This window comes from Kribbella sp. CA-247076 (assembly GCF_050942445.1).
Classification (GTDB): Bacteria; Actinomycetota; Actinomycetes; order Propionibacteriales; family Kribbellaceae; genus Kribbella.
The window spans coordinates 4,571,104-4,588,201 of sequence record NZ_CP192051.1 but is presented as its reverse complement, the minus strand read 5'-3'; the positions used below and the strand labels follow the sequence as shown (position 1 = coordinate 4,588,201).

The window sequence follows — 17,098 nt, the reverse complement described above, 5'->3', positions numbered from 1 at the left end:
GTGACAGATCTGTCCAGCGGCCCGGTCGCCACCGACTGGGCCGCCTCGCCCACCGGCCTGCCGCACCCCGGTGGCCGGCGTTCCGGGTCGACGGCCGCCGGGCGGGCCGGGCCGGTCGCCTGGATGGCGATCCCGGCGCTGCTGATCTTCGTCGTCTTCGGGGTGGTGCCGCTGTTCGGCGTACTCTTCCTCAGCTTCACCCAGTGGGACGGGCTCGGCGCCATCAACCCGGCCGGGTTCGCCAACTGGCGCTCGGTGCTGAGCGATCCGGCGCTGCCACACACGGTCTGGGTGACGTTCGAGATCATGATCCTGTCGTGGGCGGTGCAGACGCCGCTCAGCCTGCTGCTCGGCACCTTCCTGGCCGGCCGGCAGCGGTACCGCGGTTTCCTGGCCGTCCTGTTCTTCGTCCCGCTGCTGCTCAGCTCGGCCGCGATCGCGATCACCTACAAGGCGCTGCTCGACCCGAACTTCGGTCTCGGCGCCGGGCTGAAGATCGGCCTCCTCACCCAGGACTGGCTCGGCCGGGAGAACCTCGCCCTCGGCGTGGTCATCTTCGTGGTGTCCTGGCAGTTCATCCCGTTCCACTCGCTGATCTACCAGGGCGGGGTCCGGCAGATCCCGGTCTCGATGTACGAGGCCGCGTCGATCGACGGCGCCGGCCGGGTCCGGCAGTTCTTCAGCATCACGCTGCCGCAGCTGAAGTACACGATCATCACCTCGTCGACGCTGATGGTGGTCGGCTCGCTGACGTTCTTCGACCTGATCTTCGTCCTCACCGCGGGCGGCCCGGGCGACGCGACCCGGGTGCTCGCGCTCGACATGTACAAGCGTGGTTTCCAGGCGAACCTGATGGGTCCGGCGAGCGTGATCGCCGTCCTGCTGGTCCTGATCGGACTCGCCCTCGCGCTGCTGCTCCGCCGGCTCGGCGGCAGTACGACGGCAAGCCAGCTGGAAGGTGCGTGAGATGGCGCGTGACACAGCACTGGCACCCAGCGGAGCCGGTACGACGACCCGCCCGGCCTCCCGTGGAGCCGTCAACCTGCGCAAGTTGCTGCACCTGAACTGGTTCGGCGGCGCCGCGGCCTGGGTGTGGCTGGTGATCGTGATGGTCCCGCTCTACTGGATCGTGGTCACCAGCTTCAAGGACCAGACGGCGTACTTCAGCCAGAACCCGTTCGCGCTGCCGAGTGCGCCGACCCTGGCGAACTACCGACTGGTGATCGAGTCCGACTTCCCGCAGTACTTCCTGAACAGCGTGATCGTCACGGCCGGCACCATCCTCCCGGCGGTCGCGATCGCGTTCATGGCGGCGTACGCGATCGTCCGCGGGGCCGGCGGCAAGTTCCTTGCCGGGGTCAACGGCCTGTTTCTGATGGGGCTGGCGATCCCGCTGCAGGCGACCATCATCCCGGTCTACCTGCTGATCATCCGGATGCATCTGTACGACAGCCTGCTGGCGATCATCCTGCCGTCGATCGCGTTCGCGATCCCGCTGTCGGTGCTGGTGCTGTCGAACTTCATCCGCGACGTCCCGAAGGAGCTGTTCGAGTCGATGCGGGTGGACGGCGCGAGCGAGTGGGACATGCTGCGCCGGCTCGCGTTGCCGCTGACCCGGCCCGCGCTCGTCACGGTCAGCATCTACAACGGCCTGGGCGTCTGGAACGGCTTCCTGCTCCCGCTGATCCTGACCCAGAGCCCGGACAAGCGCACGCTCCCGCTGGCGCTGTGGACCTTCCAGGGCCAGTACAGCGTCAACATCCCGGCCGTCCTTGCGTCGGTCATGCTGACCACCCTCCCGATCGTCCTCCTCTACGCCATCGGCCGCCGCCAACTCCTCAGCGGTCTCACCGCCGGCTTCAGCCGCTGATCAGTCCTTGCGGTCCGCGAGAGTGCGGGTGGTGAGGAGCGCGGCGGTGAGGATCGCCGCCGACAGAGCGGTCAGCAGAGTCAGGGGTACGGCGGTGACGCGGTCGTCGGAGAGCATCGCCATCAGCGGGCGGATCGGGGAGATCCAGCGCAGCAGCAGTACGGCGAGGAGGGCGGCGGCCGCGGTCAGCATGGCGATACCGATGCGGGGGATGAGGAGGCGGGAACAGAGCAGCCCGATGGACGCACCGATCATCGCGGCGGAGAGTTGGGCGAAGGCGCCGGCCGCAAGTGCTCCGGCAGTGATGTCGTGCTTCCCGGTGACGATCGGATAGACGAGACCGATGACCACCAGCGGGAGACACCAGGTCAGGACCACGGTCACGGTGACGGCAAGGACGCGGAGCGAGTCGCCGAGCATGACGCGGATGATCTTGCGCTGGGTCGGATCCTCGTGGTTGACGATCGCGACGGTCAGCCAGGTGGTGCAGACGAGCATCGCGAGCACACAGAAGGCGTACGACGACTGCAGCGGGCCACTGTCCGAACTGGTGCCCACGGCCATCGCCGCGAGGAAGATCAGGGTGGGCGGCAGGTACCGCTGGGAGAGCAGCACGCTGGTCATCAGGTAGCGATAGAGAGCGGTCACTCGCGCCCCCGCCGGCGGACGGTGGTGACGGACCAGCCGTGCTGCAGCGCGGTCAGGAGCGCGGCGTCATGGCGGCCGGTCGGCAGGGTCACCGTGACGCTGTCGCCGGTACGCCGTACCTCCAGGACGTCGGGCTGGACCGTCCAATCGAGGTCCTGACCGGGGGCCAGCGTGATCTCGGTGAGGCTCGCCGGAGTGGTGTCGTGCTGGAGCCTGCCGTTGCGGAGCTCGCAGATCCGGGTCGCGGTCGCGCGGACGACGTGATCGGAGTGCTCGGTGAAGGCGACGGCGGCGCCTTGGCCGGCGGTCTCGGTGAGGAGTTCGGACAAGGTCCCGTGGGCGGTGGCGTCCAGACCCGCCCACGGCTCGTCGAGGACCAGCAGTTCCGGCGGTTCGAGCAGCGCCTGGGCCAGCGCGACCTTCTGCGCATTGCCCTTCGACAGCTTCCGCATCGGGGTGTCCGCGCCGCCGTCGAGGGCGAGCCGGTCCAGCAGGTCCCCGGATCGTTGCCTGGCGGCGCGGTCGCTCAGGCCGCGGATCCTGCCCAGGTGCCGCAGGTACGCCGACGCCGGCATCCGGTCGTGCGTCGTGAAGACGTCCGGGACGTACCCGACCACCCGGGCGTTCCGCCGGATCGTTCCCGACGACGGCCGCGACAGCCCGACCATCAGTTTCAGCACCGTCGACTTGCCCGAGCCGTTGGCTCCGACCAGCGCGAGCAGGTCACCGGCGGCGACCTGCAGGTCGACCTCGGCGAGCACCTCACGCCGGCGGCCGTACCGTTTCGATACCCTCCGCAGCCCCACGACCTCCACCCGGCGAGCTTAGGACGTGGTTCATCACGCGGGTCAGCGGCCGGGTGAGGGCGAGGGAAACCAGCAGGGACGCGGCGGCGAAGGCGGTGATGGTGGGGGCGGGAGAGGTGAGGTCGGCGGCGGCGCCGGCCAGGATGGCAACGACACCGAACGTCGTCATCCGCAGGGCGGACTCCAGGCCGAGGACCTGGCCGCGCAGGTCCAGCGGCGTCAGGTCGACCAGGACCTCCTGCTGGGACAGGGATGCCGCGTAGCCGCTGCTGCCGATCGCGACCAGCACCGCCAGGACGGCGATGGGCAGGTCGAAGGCGAAGCCGAGGAACGGGACGGCCAGCACGATCCGCAGCCAACGCGCGGCGAACCGCCGGCCCGAGCGGCTGAGGAAGCGGCCGACGACCAGGTCGCCGGTCATCATCCCGGCGGCCCCCGCGGCCAGCAGCCAGCCGGCGCCCGCACCGGCGTACGGGACGAAGAGCGCCTCGCAGCCGACGATCAGGCCGTTCGGGAGCGTGAGGGCCAATAGCAACGGACGGGTGCGCGCCTGACCGAGCAGGCGACGGTTGCCGCGCCAGGTCTCGCGGAAGCCGGTCCGGGCGACCCGGCGCGGTGGGCGGTCGCGGAGGCCGAAGCGGATCATCGGGATCGCGAGCGCCGAGCAGGCCGTCGCCAGCCAGAGCACGTCGGACGGTTCGAGGGCCTGCAGCAACAACCCGGCGGTGCCGAAGCCGGCGATCTGCATCGCGCCGACCGACAGGTTCATCGCCGAGCGGCCGAGGACGAACTGATCCTCCGCGACCACCTCGCTCAGCAGGCCCCACCGTACGCCGGAACCGATCGACAACCCGTACGCCACCAGCAGCGCGAGCAGCAGCCGGGTCGCGGCGTTCAGGTCGAGCGCGGCCTGAACGCCCACCGCCACGGTCGACAGGCAGGCGAGCAGGGTCAGGATGCGTCGCGGGGGAGCGGTGTCGGCTGCGGACATCAGGGTGGACGCGCCCAGCACCTGCGCGAGCGACGGCCCGAACATCACCAGTGCGGCCAGCAGGGCGGACCCGGTCGCGGCGTCGACCATCAGTGCGAGCGTCAGGCTCGTCATGGTCGCCGACGCGTTCCCGAGCGCGCTGCCGATCCACAGGTTGCGGAACTCGCGATTGCCGAACAGTTGGCGGTAGGTCATACCCGTGAGGATCGACGCCGGCCCGGCCGGCGCCTACAGTTTCGGGTGGAGGCGAAACGTTGTCCGAGTTCCTCGTCGACGCCGACACCCTGGCGAACGCCCGGTTCGGGACGTCGCAGCTCACCGAGACGGTGGCCGCGCTGAAGCTGCTGCGCGCGCCCAGCCAGCCCTGGTACCGGGCCTGGAAGGACGCTCACGTCGGCGCCTACACCGATCAGCTGGCCCGGAACCCGGTCTGGGCGTCGATTGTCGACAACGCGTTCGGCCGCAGCTGGGTGGCCGACTTCCTCACCGTCCCGCCGCTCGAGCCGGACCAGCGGCTGGACGACGAGCTCGAGCTGCTGACCTCGCTGGACGACGACCAGATCCGCGCGGACCTGCGCGTCGTACGGACGCCGTTGCCGGAGATCCTGCTCGAGTCGACCGGGCTGGCCGAGCAGGTGGCCGACCTGCTGAGGTGGATCTGGACGGCGACGGTCGAGCCCGACTGGCCGCGGCGGCTGCGGTTGCCCCAGGCCGACATCGTCTCGCGGACGTCGCGCCTCAGCGAGCACGGCTGGTCCGGCGTACTGCGCGGGCTCGGTCCGCACGTCCGGTGGCTGGGGGACGGGCGGATCCAGGTGAATCGCTGGGACTACCCGACGACCGACGTCCGCGGCCAGGACCTGATGTTCATCGCCGCGCACACGTACGGCGTGAACGTCTCCTGGCGGAAGCCGGACCGGTTCGCGCTCACGTATCCCGTCACCGGGATCTTCGCCGGCACCGAAGCACCCGCCGAGCCGTTGGTCCAGCTGCTCGGACGCAACCGGGCCCGGGTCCTGGTCGAGGCCGCCGACCCGGTCAGCACCACCGTCCTGGTCGCCACGACCGGTCTCTCACTGGCCACGGTCTCCGACCACCTCCGCATCCTCACCGATGCCGGCTTGCTCGAACGCCGCCGCTCCGGCCGCTCGGTCCTCTACTGGCAGTCCGACACCGCCCGCCGCCTGGTCCGACCACCTACCCCGGGCCGCCACCGGCCCTGAGACCGACCACCCACCCCAAGCCCGCCACCGGCTACTCGATGCGGAGCTCGGTCGACAGTGGGAGGTCGGTGACCGATGAGCCGGCGTGGAGGGTGAAGGTGCCGGGCTCGGTGGTCCAGCCGTCGGCCCAGTGGTCGAAGGTGTGCTCGTGGAGGTGGACCGTGATCTCGCGGCGCTGCCCGGCGTCCAGGCGGACGACCGCGAAACCGGCCAGCCAACGGACCGGGCGGTCCACGGTCGAATCGGGGCGCTCGGCGTACACCTGGACGACGTGCTTGCCGGCCCGGTCGCCGGTGTTGTGCACGGTCAGGGCGACCGACGACGGGTCGATGGCACGCAGTGCGGAGAGCTCCCAGGTGGTGTAGCCGAGGCCGTGGCCGAACTCGAAGGCCGGCTCGGTGCCGGCCCGGAGCCAGGCGCGGTAGCCGATGTGGATGCCTTCGTCGTACCGGACCACGCCGTCGCGCGGGGTGACGTCGATGACCGGTACGTCGGACTCCGCGCGCGGCCACGTGGTCGGTAGCCGCCCACCCGGCTCCAGGACGCCGAGGAGGACGTCGGCCAGGGCGTTGCCGTACTCCTGGCCACCGAAGTAGGTGACCAGGAGCGCGGCAACCTCGCCACGCCAGGGCAGCAGGACGGGCGAGCCTGCGTTGACGACCACGACCGTCCGCGGGTTGGCCGCGGCGACCGCACGGACCAGGTCGTCCTGACGGCCGGGCAGCGCGAGACTGGTCCGGTCGTACCCCTCCGACTCGACCTTGGAGTTGGTGCCGACGACCACGACCGCGACGTCCGCGGCCCGCGCCGCCGCGACGGCCTCGTCGATCAGGTCCTGCGGGTTCGCCGGGTGGGGCTCGATGCCGACGGTGATGCTCAGCGCGTTGCTCAGGCCGCCCTCGAGTTTCGGCACCTCGAGCTCGACCCGGACGTCCACCGGCCGGCCGGCGGTCAGCTCCAGCGGAGCGCAGACCGACGGCGGCGACAGCAGCGCGGCGCCGAGATCCGTGCCGACCGGCTCAGCGACGTCCTCACGCAGAAGCTTGCCGTCGGCAAAGATCCGGCCGCGGCCGACCGACGCGAAGCCGAGCAGGACCGGCCCGGACTCCGCCGGCGTGTACGTCGTCCGGAACTCGAGGACCGCGGTCTCGGCGACCGGTGCGTCCCCGCCCAGGTACACCAGCGCGCTGGCGAACCGGTCCTCGGTGAACAGCTCGGCCCCGTCCGCGGCCAGGAAACGCACCCGCGCTCCCGGCGCGCCGGTCTCCGGGTTGGTCATCGAGCCCGGCGGCAGCTCCGTCACGCCCTCCTGGACGATCGCACCGATCGAGTACGTCACCTCGGCGTCCGGAAGGGCTGCCCGAAGTCCGTCGAGCGGCGAGACCACCGACGACGGTACGACGGTCGCGCTACCGCCACCCTGCGTCCGCGCGTCCCGAGCGTTGTGCCCGATGACCGCCACCCGTTGCAGCGCGGCGGCGTCCCAGGGCAGTTCGTTCTGGTTGCGCAGCAGCACCGAACCCTCGGCCGCCGCCGACCGCGCAAACGCGACGCCGTCGACCGCCGGTACGTCGGCCGGTTTCGCGAAACCGTCGAGCGCGCCGACCCGGGCGGCCAGCGTCAGCAGCCGCAGCACCTTCCGGTCGATCGCGGTCTCCTTGACCTCCCCGGACCGGACCGCCTCAACGAGCGCGTCCCCCCACGCTCCGATCGGCCCGGGCATCGCCAGGTCCTGCGAGTGCTTGGCGCTCTCCAGGCTGCGAACCGCGGTCCAGTCACTGACCACGACACCGTCGAAACCCCACTCGCTGTTCAACGGGGTCTCGAGCAGTTCGTTCTCCGAGGCGGTCGCGCCGTTGATCGAGTTGTACGCGCTCATCACCAGCCAGGCCTTGGACTCGATCACCGCCTTCTCGAACGCGAGCAGGTACACCTCGCGGAGGGCGCGCTCGCCGACCACCACGTCGGCGGTGAAGCGGTCGGTCTCGAAGTCGTTCGCGACGTAGTGCTTCGGGGTCGCGCCGACGCCGAGCTCCTGGACGCCGGCGACGTACGCCGCGGCCAGCTCGGCGGTCAGCACCGGGTCCTCGCTGAACGCCTCGAAGTGCCGGCCGCCGAGCGGGGACCGGTGCAGGTTGATGGTCGGGCCGAGGACGACGTCCACACCCTTGCGCCGGGCCTCGAGCGCGGACACCACGCCGTACCGGTGGGCGACGTCGAGGTCCCAGGAGGACGAGAGCGCGGTCGCGGACGGGAGGTTGAGGGACGGGTCACGCTCGTCCCAGACCGCTCCGCGCACGCCGCTCGGGCCGTCGGACAGCACCATCGACCGCAGCCCGATCCCAGGGAGCGGATGGGTCGACCAGAAGTCCTGGCCGGTGAGGACCCGGACCTTCTCCTCGAGTGTCAGGCGGCCGAGCAAGGCCTCGAAATCAGCGGGGGTGGCACTCATGCGTGTCACTGTACGCGCCAAAACCAAGTGATGCTAGGTTTTCAGGCATGGCAACGAGAGGGCCGTACGCGAAGGGTGTCGCCAAGCGCGAGGAGATCCTCACCAAGGCGCTCGAGGTGATCGCCCGGCAGGGCTACCGGAAGACGTCCACGCGCGAGCTGGCCGCCGCGGTCGGGCTGAGCGAGGCCGGCCTGCTGCACTACTTCGGCTCGAAGGAGAAGCTCTTCGAGGCGGTCCTGCGGGCGCGGGACGAGGCCGACACCGCGCGGCTCGACGGGGGACTCGACAGCGGGCTCGACGGTGCACTCAACAGCGGGCTCGACGTGATCGGCAAGCTCGGCGCGGTCGTCCGGCACAACACCGACGTCCCGGGCCTGGTCCAGCTGTACTCGACGTTCTCGGCCGAGGCCGGCGATCCGCAGCACGGCGCGCACGAGTACTTCGTCGAGCGCTACCGGCGACTGCGTGCGGCGCTGGCCGAGGGCGTCCGGGCGCGGCAGGCGGACGGGACGATGAGTACGGCGGCCGACCCGGAGACGATCGCCACGCTGCTGATCGCGCTGTCGGACGGGCTGCAGATCCAGTCGCAGTACCGGCTGGAGGTGGAGCCGGGCGACGTCCTGGACCACCTGCTGGAGTTGCTGGGCGCGGGATAGTTGGGGCATGACGAGGTCCGCGGACGAGGTCGAACCGGTGGTGGCTCCGGGCCCTGACCGGCGGGTGCTGACCAAGGAGGTCTGGCTGGTCCTCGCGCTGTCGCTCGGAGCGTCCGGGGTCTCGGCGATCATCTCGTTCACCGGGGTGCTGACGTCGGAGCGGCCGATCAGTGGGCAGACCGCGGTGATCGTCGGCTCGCGCGCGCCCGGCCGGCCCTGGTTGGACCTGACCTGGCAGCTGTTCGCGGTGGTGACCGCGCTCGTGCCGGTCGCCTTGGTCGCGCACTTCCTGGCCCGGGGTGGCGAGACGATGCGGACGCTCGGTTTCGACCTGAGGGACCGGCTCCGCGACCTCGGGCGCGGGACGGCGGTGGCCGCCGGCATCGGCGGCGCCGGGCTCGCCTTCTACCTGGCCGCCTACGCGACCGGAGCCAACCTGACCGTGGACCCGGCCCGGCTGCCGGACGCCTGGTGGCGGATCCCGGTCCTGATCCTGGTCGCGGCCCAGAACGCGATCCTCGAGGAGGTCATCGTGCTGGCCTACCTCAACCGGCGGCTGGACCAGCTCGGGTGGTCCGTCGGCCGCAGTACGGCGGCCAGCGCGCTGCTGCGCGGGTCGTACCACCTCTATCAGGGGCTCGGCGGTTTCCTCGGCAACGTGCTCATGGGCGTGATCTTCTGCTACCTCTACCGCCGATGGGGCCGGGTCATGCCGCTGGTGGTCGCGCACTCCCTGATCGACATCGGTGCGCTGGTCGGGGCGACGTACCTGATCGGGAAAGTGGGCTGGCTGCCGGGCTGAAATCGAGCTTGCACGTAACCGATCGGTGTTCTGTCAGGTTGTGATGACGTGACTGTTCACGGGGAAATCACGAGTCCGCCGGAGATCGATCCGGGGTTGGCGGCCGCGGCGCTCGCGGTGTTCGCGCACCGGCACGAGGTGGTCCACCTGCTGTACGCCGCGGTCGACGAGCCGGACGCGCTCGCCCGCATCGGCGATCTCCTGCACGTCGACGAGGCGACCATCGGCCGCGTCCTGGACCAGCCGCTGCGCTGGCTGCTGCCGCAGTTCCGCACCGAGCTGGAGACCATCGCCGCCGATCCCGCGCCCGTCACGACCGGGTAACCGCCGCCTGAGGGCTGCCGGCGGCGGCCCGGCCGAGTGAGAGCGGCCGGACCCCGCCGGCCAGCCCAGTCCCGCCGCCACGGGCAGGGGACGGTCAGACGGGAGCGCCGGCGGTGACCAGGCCGCCGTCGATCACGAGGTCCTGTCCGTTGACGTACGACGCCTCGTCGCTCGCCAGGAACGCCACCGCACCGGCCACGTCCTCCGCGGTGCCGATCCGCCCTGCCGGCACGGCCGCGACGACGGCCGCGTGTGCCTCCGGCGTGACGTTGTCGTGGAACATCGGGGTCTCGATGTAGCCGGGGCTGACCGAGTTGACCCGGATCCGCCGCGGCGCCAGCTCGGCCGCGAACGTGTGCGTGAGGTTGTGCACCGCCGCCTTGGTCGCCGCGTACACCGACGCCCCCGGCAGACCGCGCTGGATCGTCCAGGACGCGTTGATCACCACCGCCGCGCCGTCGGACAGCAGGGGGACCAGCTTCTGGACGGTGAAGAACACGCCCTTGAAGTTGATGTCCACCACTCGGTCGAACTCGGCCTCGTTGGTCTGCCCGGCCGGCTCGAACGCGGCGACGCCCCCGTTCGCGAAGAGGACGTCCAGGCGCCCGAAGCGGTCGCGGACGGTGGTCGCCAGGGTGTCCAGATCGGTCAGGCTGGCGGTGTCGCCGGGGACTGCGACCACCCGGTTCGGGGCGCCGAGGCCGGCCGCGGCGGCGTCGAGCCGGGTCTTGTCGCGTCCGGTGATCACGACCTGGGCGCCCTCGGTCAGCAGCCGCCGGGCCGCGGCGAGTCCCATCCCGCTGGAGCCGCCGGTGACGAGCGCGACCTTGTCTGCGAATCGGTGAGTCATACCGGCCAGCGTGCCGGTTGTTGCGCGCGGCAAACAGTGCGGGCCGAACCTGGGTTCGGCACCACCAGGCTAGGCAGGCCGCGGGACGTAGAGCTCCAGGAGCCAGTCGGGGTGGTCGGTGACCGCGAGCGTGGTCAGGTCGAAGAACAGCTCACCCTGCTTCGGATGGTTCACCGCCTTCACGACCTGTCCGGGGACGCCGACCTCCTGCCGGGCCCACAACGCGGCGAAGTCCGGGCTCGCCGCCGTCAGCTCGTCCACGACCCGCCGGAACTCCGGATCCTCCGGAGCCCGGGCCGCGTCCGCCCGGAACGCCGCGACCACGGCCGGCGCGACCGCGGCCCAGTGGACGTGCATGCCCCGGTAGCGGGCGTTGGTGAAGAACGAGATCAGGCAGTTGTGGTCGGCGTCGTCGTACCCGAAGACGGTGCGGGTCGCGTCGTTGATCGCGAGCAGGTTCCAGTACCGGTCGCGTAGGATCGCCGGTCGCGGCGACCAGGCGTCGACGAGTCGCCGCAGCTCGGGGGAGACCTCGCTGCCGGTCGTCCGGCTCAGGGGTGGATTGAGTCCGGCCAGCAGGTAGAGATGCGCGCGCTCGGGCTCGGTCAGCCGCAGCGTCCTGCTGATCGCGTCGAGCACCTCGCCGGACACGTTGATGTCCCGGCCCTGCTCGAGCCAGGTGTACCACGACACCCCGACGCCGGCCAGCGAGGCGACCTCCTCGCGCCGCAACCCCGGCGTACGTCGCCTGCCGACGACGGGAAGCCCGACCTCGGCCGGCGAGACCTCCGCCCGCCGTGCGCGGAGGAAATCCCGCAACTGCTCACGCCGCACCACCCCACGAGGCTACCCGGACAACTCCTCGAGCTCGGCGATGACGCCGAAGTGGTCGGAGCCGAAGACGCCGCGGACCGGCCGGTCGAAAAGGCGTTCGGCCGAACGGATCCGTAGGGTCGGGCCGCGCAGATCGCAGCGGACCATGACGTAGTCGATCCGCCGTGCCGGGATGCGACCCCAGTCGGCCTCCGCCAGGATGGCCGGGTTCTCCACCGTGAAGGTGTGCCCGCTCTCGCCGGGATGCGCGAACTCCCACGCGTCCTGGTAGTTGACGCTGAGGTCACCGAGCGACTGCCGACCGGTCCAGAACCGGATGCTGCCGGTCTCCGGCCGGGCGTCGAAGTCTCCGGCCAGGACGACGTGCAGCTCGCGGCCGGCGGTGATGCGCTCGATCGCCCGGGCCGCGGTCACCGCCTGCAGTTCACGTTCGCGCTCGTACGCGAGCTGCCAGTTCGGCTTGTGGTTGACGAACAGCACCGGCCCGGCCGGGGTCTCAAACTCGGCCGCCGTCGTCCGCCCCGGGAAGTCGTCGGGATCGACCCGGTCGGTGACACACAGGTCGACCTCCTCGACCGCGACCGCCGGCCACCGGCTGACGATCGAGCAGCCGGTCCCGTCCGTCGACCGCCGGCCCTGGTGCAGGACGTGCCAGTCGTCGCCGAAGAGCTCGGCGGTCTGGTCCGACTCGTCGGTGACGACGGTCTCCTGCAAGGCGATCAGGTCCGGCTGCAGAGCCCGGAAGCCCTCCTGGAGCACTTCCCGGCGCGCGTCCCAGTCCCCGTGCCGGCCCCAGATGTTGAGCGTCGCGACCCGCAGCGTCTGACCCATACAAAACGCGGTACCCCGGCGCATGCGCCGGGGTACCGCCAGGTGCTCAGAACGCGAACTGGTTGAGTACGGCGAACTTGTCGGCGGCCCCACCGTTGCCGGCTGCAACGATGCGGCGGGTGATGGTGTGGCCGCCACCCGCGGGCAGATCGAGCTTGAACTTGCTCATCGTCCAGATCGCCTGCGAGTAGCCGGTGAACGCACCGCTGTCGGTGCTGTAGACCAGCCCGTACGTCTGGTTGTCGGCGCTGGTCCCGGACTGGCCGATCCAGCGTTTCGCGTCCGGCGTCTGGGCGAACGGTCCACCGCTGGTGATCGGCGCGTTGCCCGAGACCGCCGACCGCGACCCGGGCCCGTCGTGGTCGAGCGCGTCACCGGCCCACACCGTCAGCGGCGCACCGGTGGCGTTGGTGAACGTCGTCGCCGCGGTGATGAACTGCTCGTCCGGCGTCGCGGTGTACGTCGTCACCACCTTGAGATCCGGGTTCTCCGCCGACGTGCCGGTGACCCGGACGACCGCCTTCGCGCCGGTGTTCTCGACGATCTGTACGTCGGTCGACCGGACTTGCAGCTGCTGCCAGGCACTGCCGCCGGCCGGTTCGGTGGTGCTCACGTACGGCAGGTTGATCCAGTCGAGCTGGTCAGGCTGCCCGGTGATCGCCAGATCGACGACCTTGCCCGGCGTCGACGGGGCCATCTGCGGGTCCTGGAAGACCTTCGCCACTGCCATCGCCAGGTGCTTGTTCTCGATCACGATGTCGTCGACACCGGCCTCGACCAGGCCGCTCGGCAGCCGCTTGCCGATGCTGGCGTCCACCGCGACCGGCGAGATCGCCAGGTCGACGCCCGACACCCCGGTGGTCCCGACGGTGACGTCGCGGGCGGCCGTCGCGTAGCCGAGTTGCGCGGATTGAACGGTGTAGGTTCCGGCGCCCTTCTCGACCGCGACCCGGTAGTTGCCGGCCGAGTCGGTCGAGGTGGAGGCGATCGCCGTACCGTTCTGGAGCAGGCTGACCGCGGTCGAGGCGAGCGGCTCGCCGGTGGACTTCTTGGTCACCTTGCCGGACACCACCGGCCACGGCCGAGCCGCGGCCCCGCCGGGGGTGAAGGCGTACAGGTTGCCGTCGAGTGCGCCGACGACGACCGTGTTCCCGCTGACCGCGGGACCGGCCGAGACCCAGGTACCGAGGTCGTGCTGCCACAGCGGCTGTCCGGTCCGGGCGTCGAGGGCGTAGAAGCTGCCGCCGTTGGAGCCGACGAACAGCGTGTTGCCGCTGAGTGCGGGCGAGGTGAACGATCCCCCGCGGTACTGCTGACCCGGCAGCAGCCGCTTCCAGATCACCGCGCCGGTGGCGGCGTTGAGCGCGGCCACCTCACCGCTCGGGAAGCCCATGTAGACCACGTCACCCTTGATCGCGGCCGCTGCCGGGGTGGCGTTGCCGTTGACCAGCGACGGCCAGGAGCTGCGGTAGCTCCAGAGCGTGGCGCCGGTGGTGCCGTCGCGGGCGATGATGCCGTTGCCGGAGCCGATGAAGACCCGGCCGCCGCCCGCCGACGGGATTCCGTCCTGCCAGCCGCCGAGCGCGGCCGCGCCGGTCCACTCCTGGGCGCCGGTCTGCAGGTTGTACGAGATCACCCGGTCGGCGGTCTCGTTGCCGACGTACACGTGCCCGTCGGCGACCACCGGCGTACCGTCGCTCATGGTCGCGCCGCTCATCGGCGAGGCCCAGATCCGGGTGCCCGTCTTGGCGTCGAGCGCGACCAGCAGGCCGCGGGCGGCCTCACCGTGACGGGTCTGGTACGGGTACAGGACCTTGCCGTCGGCAACCGTCACGCCGTAGTAGCCGTAGGTGCGCTGGTTGTTGCCCTCCGGCGCCGGCCCCGGGTCGTGGCGCCACTTGAGCTTGCCGGTCTTGGCGTCGACCGCGAACAGCGTGCCCCGCAGCGTCGGCACGTAGACCAGCCCGTCCGCGACCGCGACACTGCCGTGCACCGACGACGGTACGGCGTACGTCCACAGCTTCTTGCCCGTCGCCAGCGACACCGCGTGCACGGCGCTGTTGCCGTCCCCGTTCTCGTCCCGCGTGCCGGCGTACACGACGCCGTCGACGATCGCGGGGGAACCGGTGAGGAAGGTGCCCTTCGTCCGGTACGACCAGGCGAGCCGCTGACCGGCGGCGATGAAGTCGGCCGCCACTCCGCTGTGGGCGGCGTCGCCGTGGTGCTGAGACCAGTTCGCGCCGGCGACCGGCTTGATCGCCTTCTCGTTGGTCAGGGTGAACGTCGACGAGCGCTTCCAGGTGGCGCCGCTCTTGTCGGCCGCCTCCACGGTGAGGGTGTGCTTGCCGATCCGGGTGCGGCGGGGCAGGTCGCCGTACCAGGTGAACTCGCCGGTGGACTGCAGCGACTGCCAGTTGCCGTTGTCCAGGCGGTAGCGCACCTTCTTCGGGGCGTCACTGGTGTCGTAGGCGTTCACCTGGATGCCCGGGAAGCGGTCGAGCGGGACCGCGGTGCCGGGGGCCGGGCTGACGATGGTGAGGTCCTTGTCCGCGCCGTACAGCCGGAACGGGTTGTCGAAGGCCTTGTTGTCCATGTTCACGAACCGGAACCCGCGCGGCGAGTTGTCGATCGTGTACGAGCTGGACACCGTCTGCACGTGCTTCGCGGTACCGGCGAAGTCGCTGCGCGGCTCCACGTCGTTGGAGTGCTCGTGGCCGACCAGCATCAGCTCGGCGCCGTACTGCTCGAGCAGCTTGCCGTACTCGTCGTACACCGACGGCGAGCCGAACGGCACGTTCATCGGCTGGTGGGCCAGCACGACCAGGTGCTTGCCCTTCTTCACGTTCTGGGCCAGGTCGGCCTTGACCCACTCCAGCTGCTCGGCGAACGGCGCGGCGCCGTTGTTCTCCAGCACCAGGAAGTGCCGGTCGCTGTAGTCGAACGAGTACCACTCCGGGCCGACGTGCCGGCGGTAGTTGTTGATCCGCTCCTTGTACGTCGCCCCCGCCGAGTACTCGTGGTTGCCGACGGCCGGCCAGACCGGGACCTTCGAGTGCGCGGTGCCGGCCTTGTAGAACTCGAACTCCGCGTCCGTCGCGTTGTTCGTCAGGTCGCCGCTGACCTGGATGAAGGCCAGGTTCTGCCGGGTGGAGTTGATCTCGGTGATCTGCTCGGCCAGCTGGGCGTTCACGTGTGGGTCGGCGACGTTGCCGAAGGTGAAACCGCCGCCGGCGGACTGCTTGTCCTTGCGCAGGCCGAAGTTCACCTCCTTGGTGTCGCCGGTGGCGAGCTGACCGAGGTCGCGGTAGAACTTCGCGGTCATGTTCGCGTCGGTGCCGACCGAGTAGCCGGCCGGCTGGGTGACGAACACCAGGTCGGCGTCGCGGCGCTCGACGTCGGTGGTCAGCGTGTAGCGGCCCTCGGTGTCGGTCACGACGATCCGCTGACCGTCGGACACGCTGACACCGGGCAGCACCGGCTCACCGCGGTCGATCCGGCCGTCGTTGTCGCGGTCCTCGAAGACCGTCCCGGAGAGGGTGGCGCTCGGGCCGTCGACGGCGTCGGCGATGACCCCGGTGAGCGGCACGCCGATGACGATCGCGGTCAGGCCGGCGGTGACGCCGTACAGGATTCTGTGCGCTGTCGTTGTCCGTGTTTCGCGAGACGAGCGGGTCAGGCGAATCATGCGAAGAGGAACCTTTCGACGAACCAGTAGAGGCCGAAGGCGGCGACGACCCCGGTCGCCGTCCGGACCGCCGGGACCGCGAGGCGGCTCCGGCGGATGAGCAGGACCAGTGGGAACACGGCGACCAGCAGCATCGCCTGGCCCGCCTCGATGCCGACGTTGAAGCTCAGCAGCGACACGAGCAGTTCCGGGCTGACCTCATCGGTGATGCGCAGCGACCCGGCGAAGCCGAGGCCGTGCAGCAGACCGAATCCGAAGACCACCGGGAGCCGGTGGCGGGTGGAGCCGAGCAGGTTCTCGACCGCGACGAAGGCGATCGACAGCGCGATCAGCGGCTCGACCACGACCGCCGGCACCGAGATCCCGCCCAACAGCGTGGAGACGAGCGTGACGCTGTGCGCGACGGTGAACATCGAGACCACCTGCAGCAGGCTGCGGAAGGTGGTCGCACCCAGCATCAGGGCGACGACGAACAGCACGTGGTCGAGCCCGAGCAGGATGTGCTCGACGCCCATCTTCCCGAACTGCAGGCTGGAGGAGGCGAGCGTGTTGTCGCCGACCGTGAAGTCGTGCTTTGAGCGGTCGAGGACGGTCCGCCCGGACGTGTCGGCGAAGGTGTATTCGACCACGTTGGTGTGGTCGTCGGCGACCGCCTCGGCGTCCGCGAAGACGTCGTACTGCAGCCGGAACTGGCCGCGGTCGCCGGGACAGGAGTACACCAGGCCGAGGTCGGCGTACGGCTTCTCCGCTCGCCGGCCGACGGACGTGGTCTCCAGTGCGGGCTCGCAGGCGGCGCCGTCGAGAGAGACGACCACGCGGTCGTGCAGATACTCCTCGAGTTCCGGCTTGGCTGCGTCCAGCGCCTGCGCCCGCTGCCCGTCGTCGGCCGCGGGTACGCCGAGATCGACGGCCCGCGCGAGGACGGCGTACTCCAGGCTGAGCTGGTACGTCACCTGGCTGCCCGTCTGGCGCACGGTCGAGTAGCCGGTGGACGCGATCACGTGGGCGGACGCGGTCGTGGCTCCGACGGTGAACAGGAGCAGGACCAGTCCGGAGAAGGCAAGCAGACGCCGCATGGGACCTCATCCCATGCGACTCCGGCAAGCAGTGGGTGTCCAGTCAGGAA

General features: G+C 70.6%; 15 protein-coding genes. 6 read left to right on the top strand and 9 right to left on the bottom strand.

From position 1 onward, the window contains the following. Positions 1-966 (top strand): carbohydrate ABC transporter permease, encoded by a 966-nt coding sequence (locus ACQPYZ_RS21645; protein ID WP_433158872.1) that lies wholly within the window; start codon positions 1-3, stop codon positions 964-966. Between the two features lies 1 nt (position 967). Continuing rightward, positions 968-1,870, top strand: a complete 903-nt coding sequence (locus ACQPYZ_RS21640) for a carbohydrate ABC transporter permease (RefSeq protein ID WP_433158870.1) — start codon at positions 968-970, stop codon at positions 1,868-1,870. On the opposite strand, the gene ACQPYZ_RS21635 is transcribed toward ACQPYZ_RS21640, so the two are convergent. From ACQPYZ_RS21635 to ACQPYZ_RS21625, 3 genes are read right to left on the bottom strand one after another with little or no spacing between them, the layout of a single operon-like run. After that, complete coding sequence (locus tag ACQPYZ_RS21635) at positions 1,871-2,518, bottom strand: hypothetical protein (RefSeq protein ID WP_433158867.1); 648 nt, start codon at positions 2,516-2,518, stop codon at positions 1,871-1,873. Continuing rightward, complete coding sequence (locus ACQPYZ_RS21630; protein WP_433158864.1) at positions 2,515-3,333, bottom strand: ATP-binding cassette domain-containing protein; 819 nt, start codon at positions 3,331-3,333, stop codon at positions 2,515-2,517. Before ACQPYZ_RS21630 ends, ACQPYZ_RS21635 begins: the two co-directional genes overlap by 4 nt. After that, positions 3,281-4,510 (bottom strand): hypothetical protein, encoded by a 1,230-nt coding sequence (locus ACQPYZ_RS21625; protein WP_433158862.1) that lies wholly within the window; start codon positions 4,508-4,510, stop codon positions 3,281-3,283. Before ACQPYZ_RS21625 ends, ACQPYZ_RS21630 begins: the two co-directional genes overlap by 53 nt. A 59-nt stretch (positions 4,511-4,569) precedes the next feature. Here ACQPYZ_RS21625 and ACQPYZ_RS21620 point away from each other — a divergent pair, with 59 nt between their 5' ends. Then, positions 4,570-5,538 carry an ArsR/SmtB family transcription factor gene (locus ACQPYZ_RS21620; RefSeq protein WP_433158859.1) on the top strand — a complete coding sequence of 323 codons (969 nt, stop codon included), beginning with the start codon at positions 4,570-4,572 and terminating at the stop codon, positions 5,536-5,538. A 31-nt stretch (positions 5,539-5,569) separates the two neighbouring features. Here ACQPYZ_RS21620 and ACQPYZ_RS21615 read toward each other — a convergent pair whose 3' ends face one another. Continuing rightward, a complete protein-coding gene (locus tag ACQPYZ_RS21615; protein ID WP_433158856.1) occupies positions 5,570-7,990 on the bottom strand; it encodes a glycoside hydrolase family 3 protein in 2,421 nt (806 codons plus the stop codon). Between the two features lie 47 nt (positions 7,991-8,037). On the opposite strand from ACQPYZ_RS21615, the gene ACQPYZ_RS21610 reads away from it, so the two are divergent. Genes ACQPYZ_RS21610 through ACQPYZ_RS21600 form a run of 3 tightly spaced genes read left to right on the top strand, consistent with a single transcriptional unit; the run spans position 8,038 to position 9,772 of the window. Further along, on the top strand, positions 8,038-8,646 hold the full coding sequence (locus ACQPYZ_RS21610; protein ID WP_433158853.1) for a TetR/AcrR family transcriptional regulator: 609 nt from the start codon (positions 8,038-8,040) through the stop codon (positions 8,644-8,646). Between the two features lie 7 nt (positions 8,647-8,653). After that, complete coding sequence (locus ACQPYZ_RS21605; RefSeq protein WP_433158850.1) at positions 8,654-9,448, top strand: CPBP family intramembrane glutamic endopeptidase; 795 nt, start codon at positions 8,654-8,656, stop codon at positions 9,446-9,448. Positions 9,449-9,496: 48 nt separating this feature from the next. Next, positions 9,497-9,772: a hypothetical protein gene (locus ACQPYZ_RS21600; protein WP_433158847.1), complete on the top strand. Its 276-nt coding sequence runs from the start codon at positions 9,497-9,499 to the stop codon at positions 9,770-9,772. A gap of 94 nt (positions 9,773-9,866) precedes the next feature. Here the strand turns inward: ACQPYZ_RS21600 and ACQPYZ_RS21595 are convergent, their stop codons facing one another. The 5 genes from ACQPYZ_RS21595 to ACQPYZ_RS21575 all read right to left on the bottom strand — a co-directional run bounded on the left by ACQPYZ_RS21595 (position 9,867) and on the right by ACQPYZ_RS21575 (position 17,048). Continuing rightward, positions 9,867-10,622: an SDR family NAD(P)-dependent oxidoreductase gene (locus ACQPYZ_RS21595; RefSeq protein WP_433158845.1), complete on the bottom strand. Its 756-nt coding sequence runs from the start codon at positions 10,620-10,622 to the stop codon at positions 9,867-9,869. A gap of 69 nt (positions 10,623-10,691) precedes the next feature. Beyond that, positions 10,692-11,459: a helix-turn-helix transcriptional regulator gene (locus ACQPYZ_RS21590; RefSeq protein WP_433158842.1), complete on the bottom strand. Its 768-nt coding sequence runs from the start codon at positions 11,457-11,459 to the stop codon at positions 10,692-10,694. A 9-nt stretch (positions 11,460-11,468) separates the two neighbouring features. Next, complete coding sequence (locus tag ACQPYZ_RS21585) at positions 11,469-12,287, bottom strand: endonuclease/exonuclease/phosphatase family protein (RefSeq protein ID WP_433158839.1); 819 nt, start codon at positions 12,285-12,287, stop codon at positions 11,469-11,471. A 46-nt stretch (positions 12,288-12,333) separates the two neighbouring features. After that, positions 12,334-15,972 carry a PQQ-binding-like beta-propeller repeat protein gene (locus tag ACQPYZ_RS21580; protein ID WP_433158836.1) on the bottom strand — a complete coding sequence of 1,213 codons (3,639 nt, stop codon included), beginning with the start codon at positions 15,970-15,972 and terminating at the stop codon, positions 12,334-12,336. After that, the gene (locus ACQPYZ_RS21575) at positions 15,969-17,048 is read right to left on the bottom strand and encodes a HupE/UreJ family protein (protein ID WP_433158833.1); all 1,080 of its coding nucleotides are present in this window, start codon (positions 17,046-17,048) and stop codon (positions 15,969-15,971) included. Before ACQPYZ_RS21575 ends, ACQPYZ_RS21580 begins: the two co-directional genes overlap by 4 nt. Positions 17,049-17,098 lie beyond the last annotated feature (50 nt).

Bases quoted from the DNA above. Each gene is read 5' to 3' on its own strand.
- ACQPYZ_RS21575 (WP_433158833.1), bottom strand. From the start codon at position 17,048: ATGCGGCGTCTGCTTGCCTTCTCCGGACTGGTCCTGCTCCTGTTCACC.
- ACQPYZ_RS21640 (WP_433158870.1), top strand. From the start codon at position 968: ATGGCGCGTGACACAGCACTGGCACCCAGCGGAGCCGGTACGACGACC.
- ACQPYZ_RS21625 (WP_433158862.1), bottom strand. From the start codon at position 4,510: ATGACCTACCGCCAACTGTTCGGCAATCGCGAGTTCCGCAACCTGTGG.
- ACQPYZ_RS21595 (WP_433158845.1), bottom strand. From the start codon at position 10,622: ATGACTCACCGATTCGCAGACAAGGTCGCGCTCGTCACCGGCGGCTCC.
- ACQPYZ_RS21580 (WP_433158836.1), bottom strand. From the start codon at position 15,972: ATGATTCGCCTGACCCGCTCGTCTCGCGAAACACGGACAACGACAGCG.
- ACQPYZ_RS21605 (WP_433158850.1), top strand. From the start codon at position 8,654: ATGACGAGGTCCGCGGACGAGGTCGAACCGGTGGTGGCTCCGGGCCCT.
- ACQPYZ_RS21615 (WP_433158856.1), bottom strand. From the start codon at position 7,990: ATGAGTGCCACCCCCGCTGATTTCGAGGCCTTGCTCGGCCGCCTGACA.
- ACQPYZ_RS21610 (WP_433158853.1), top strand. From the start codon at position 8,038: ATGGCAACGAGAGGGCCGTACGCGAAGGGTGTCGCCAAGCGCGAGGAG.
- ACQPYZ_RS21585 (WP_433158839.1), bottom strand. From the start codon at position 12,287: ATGGGTCAGACGCTGCGGGTCGCGACGCTCAACATCTGGGGCCGGCAC.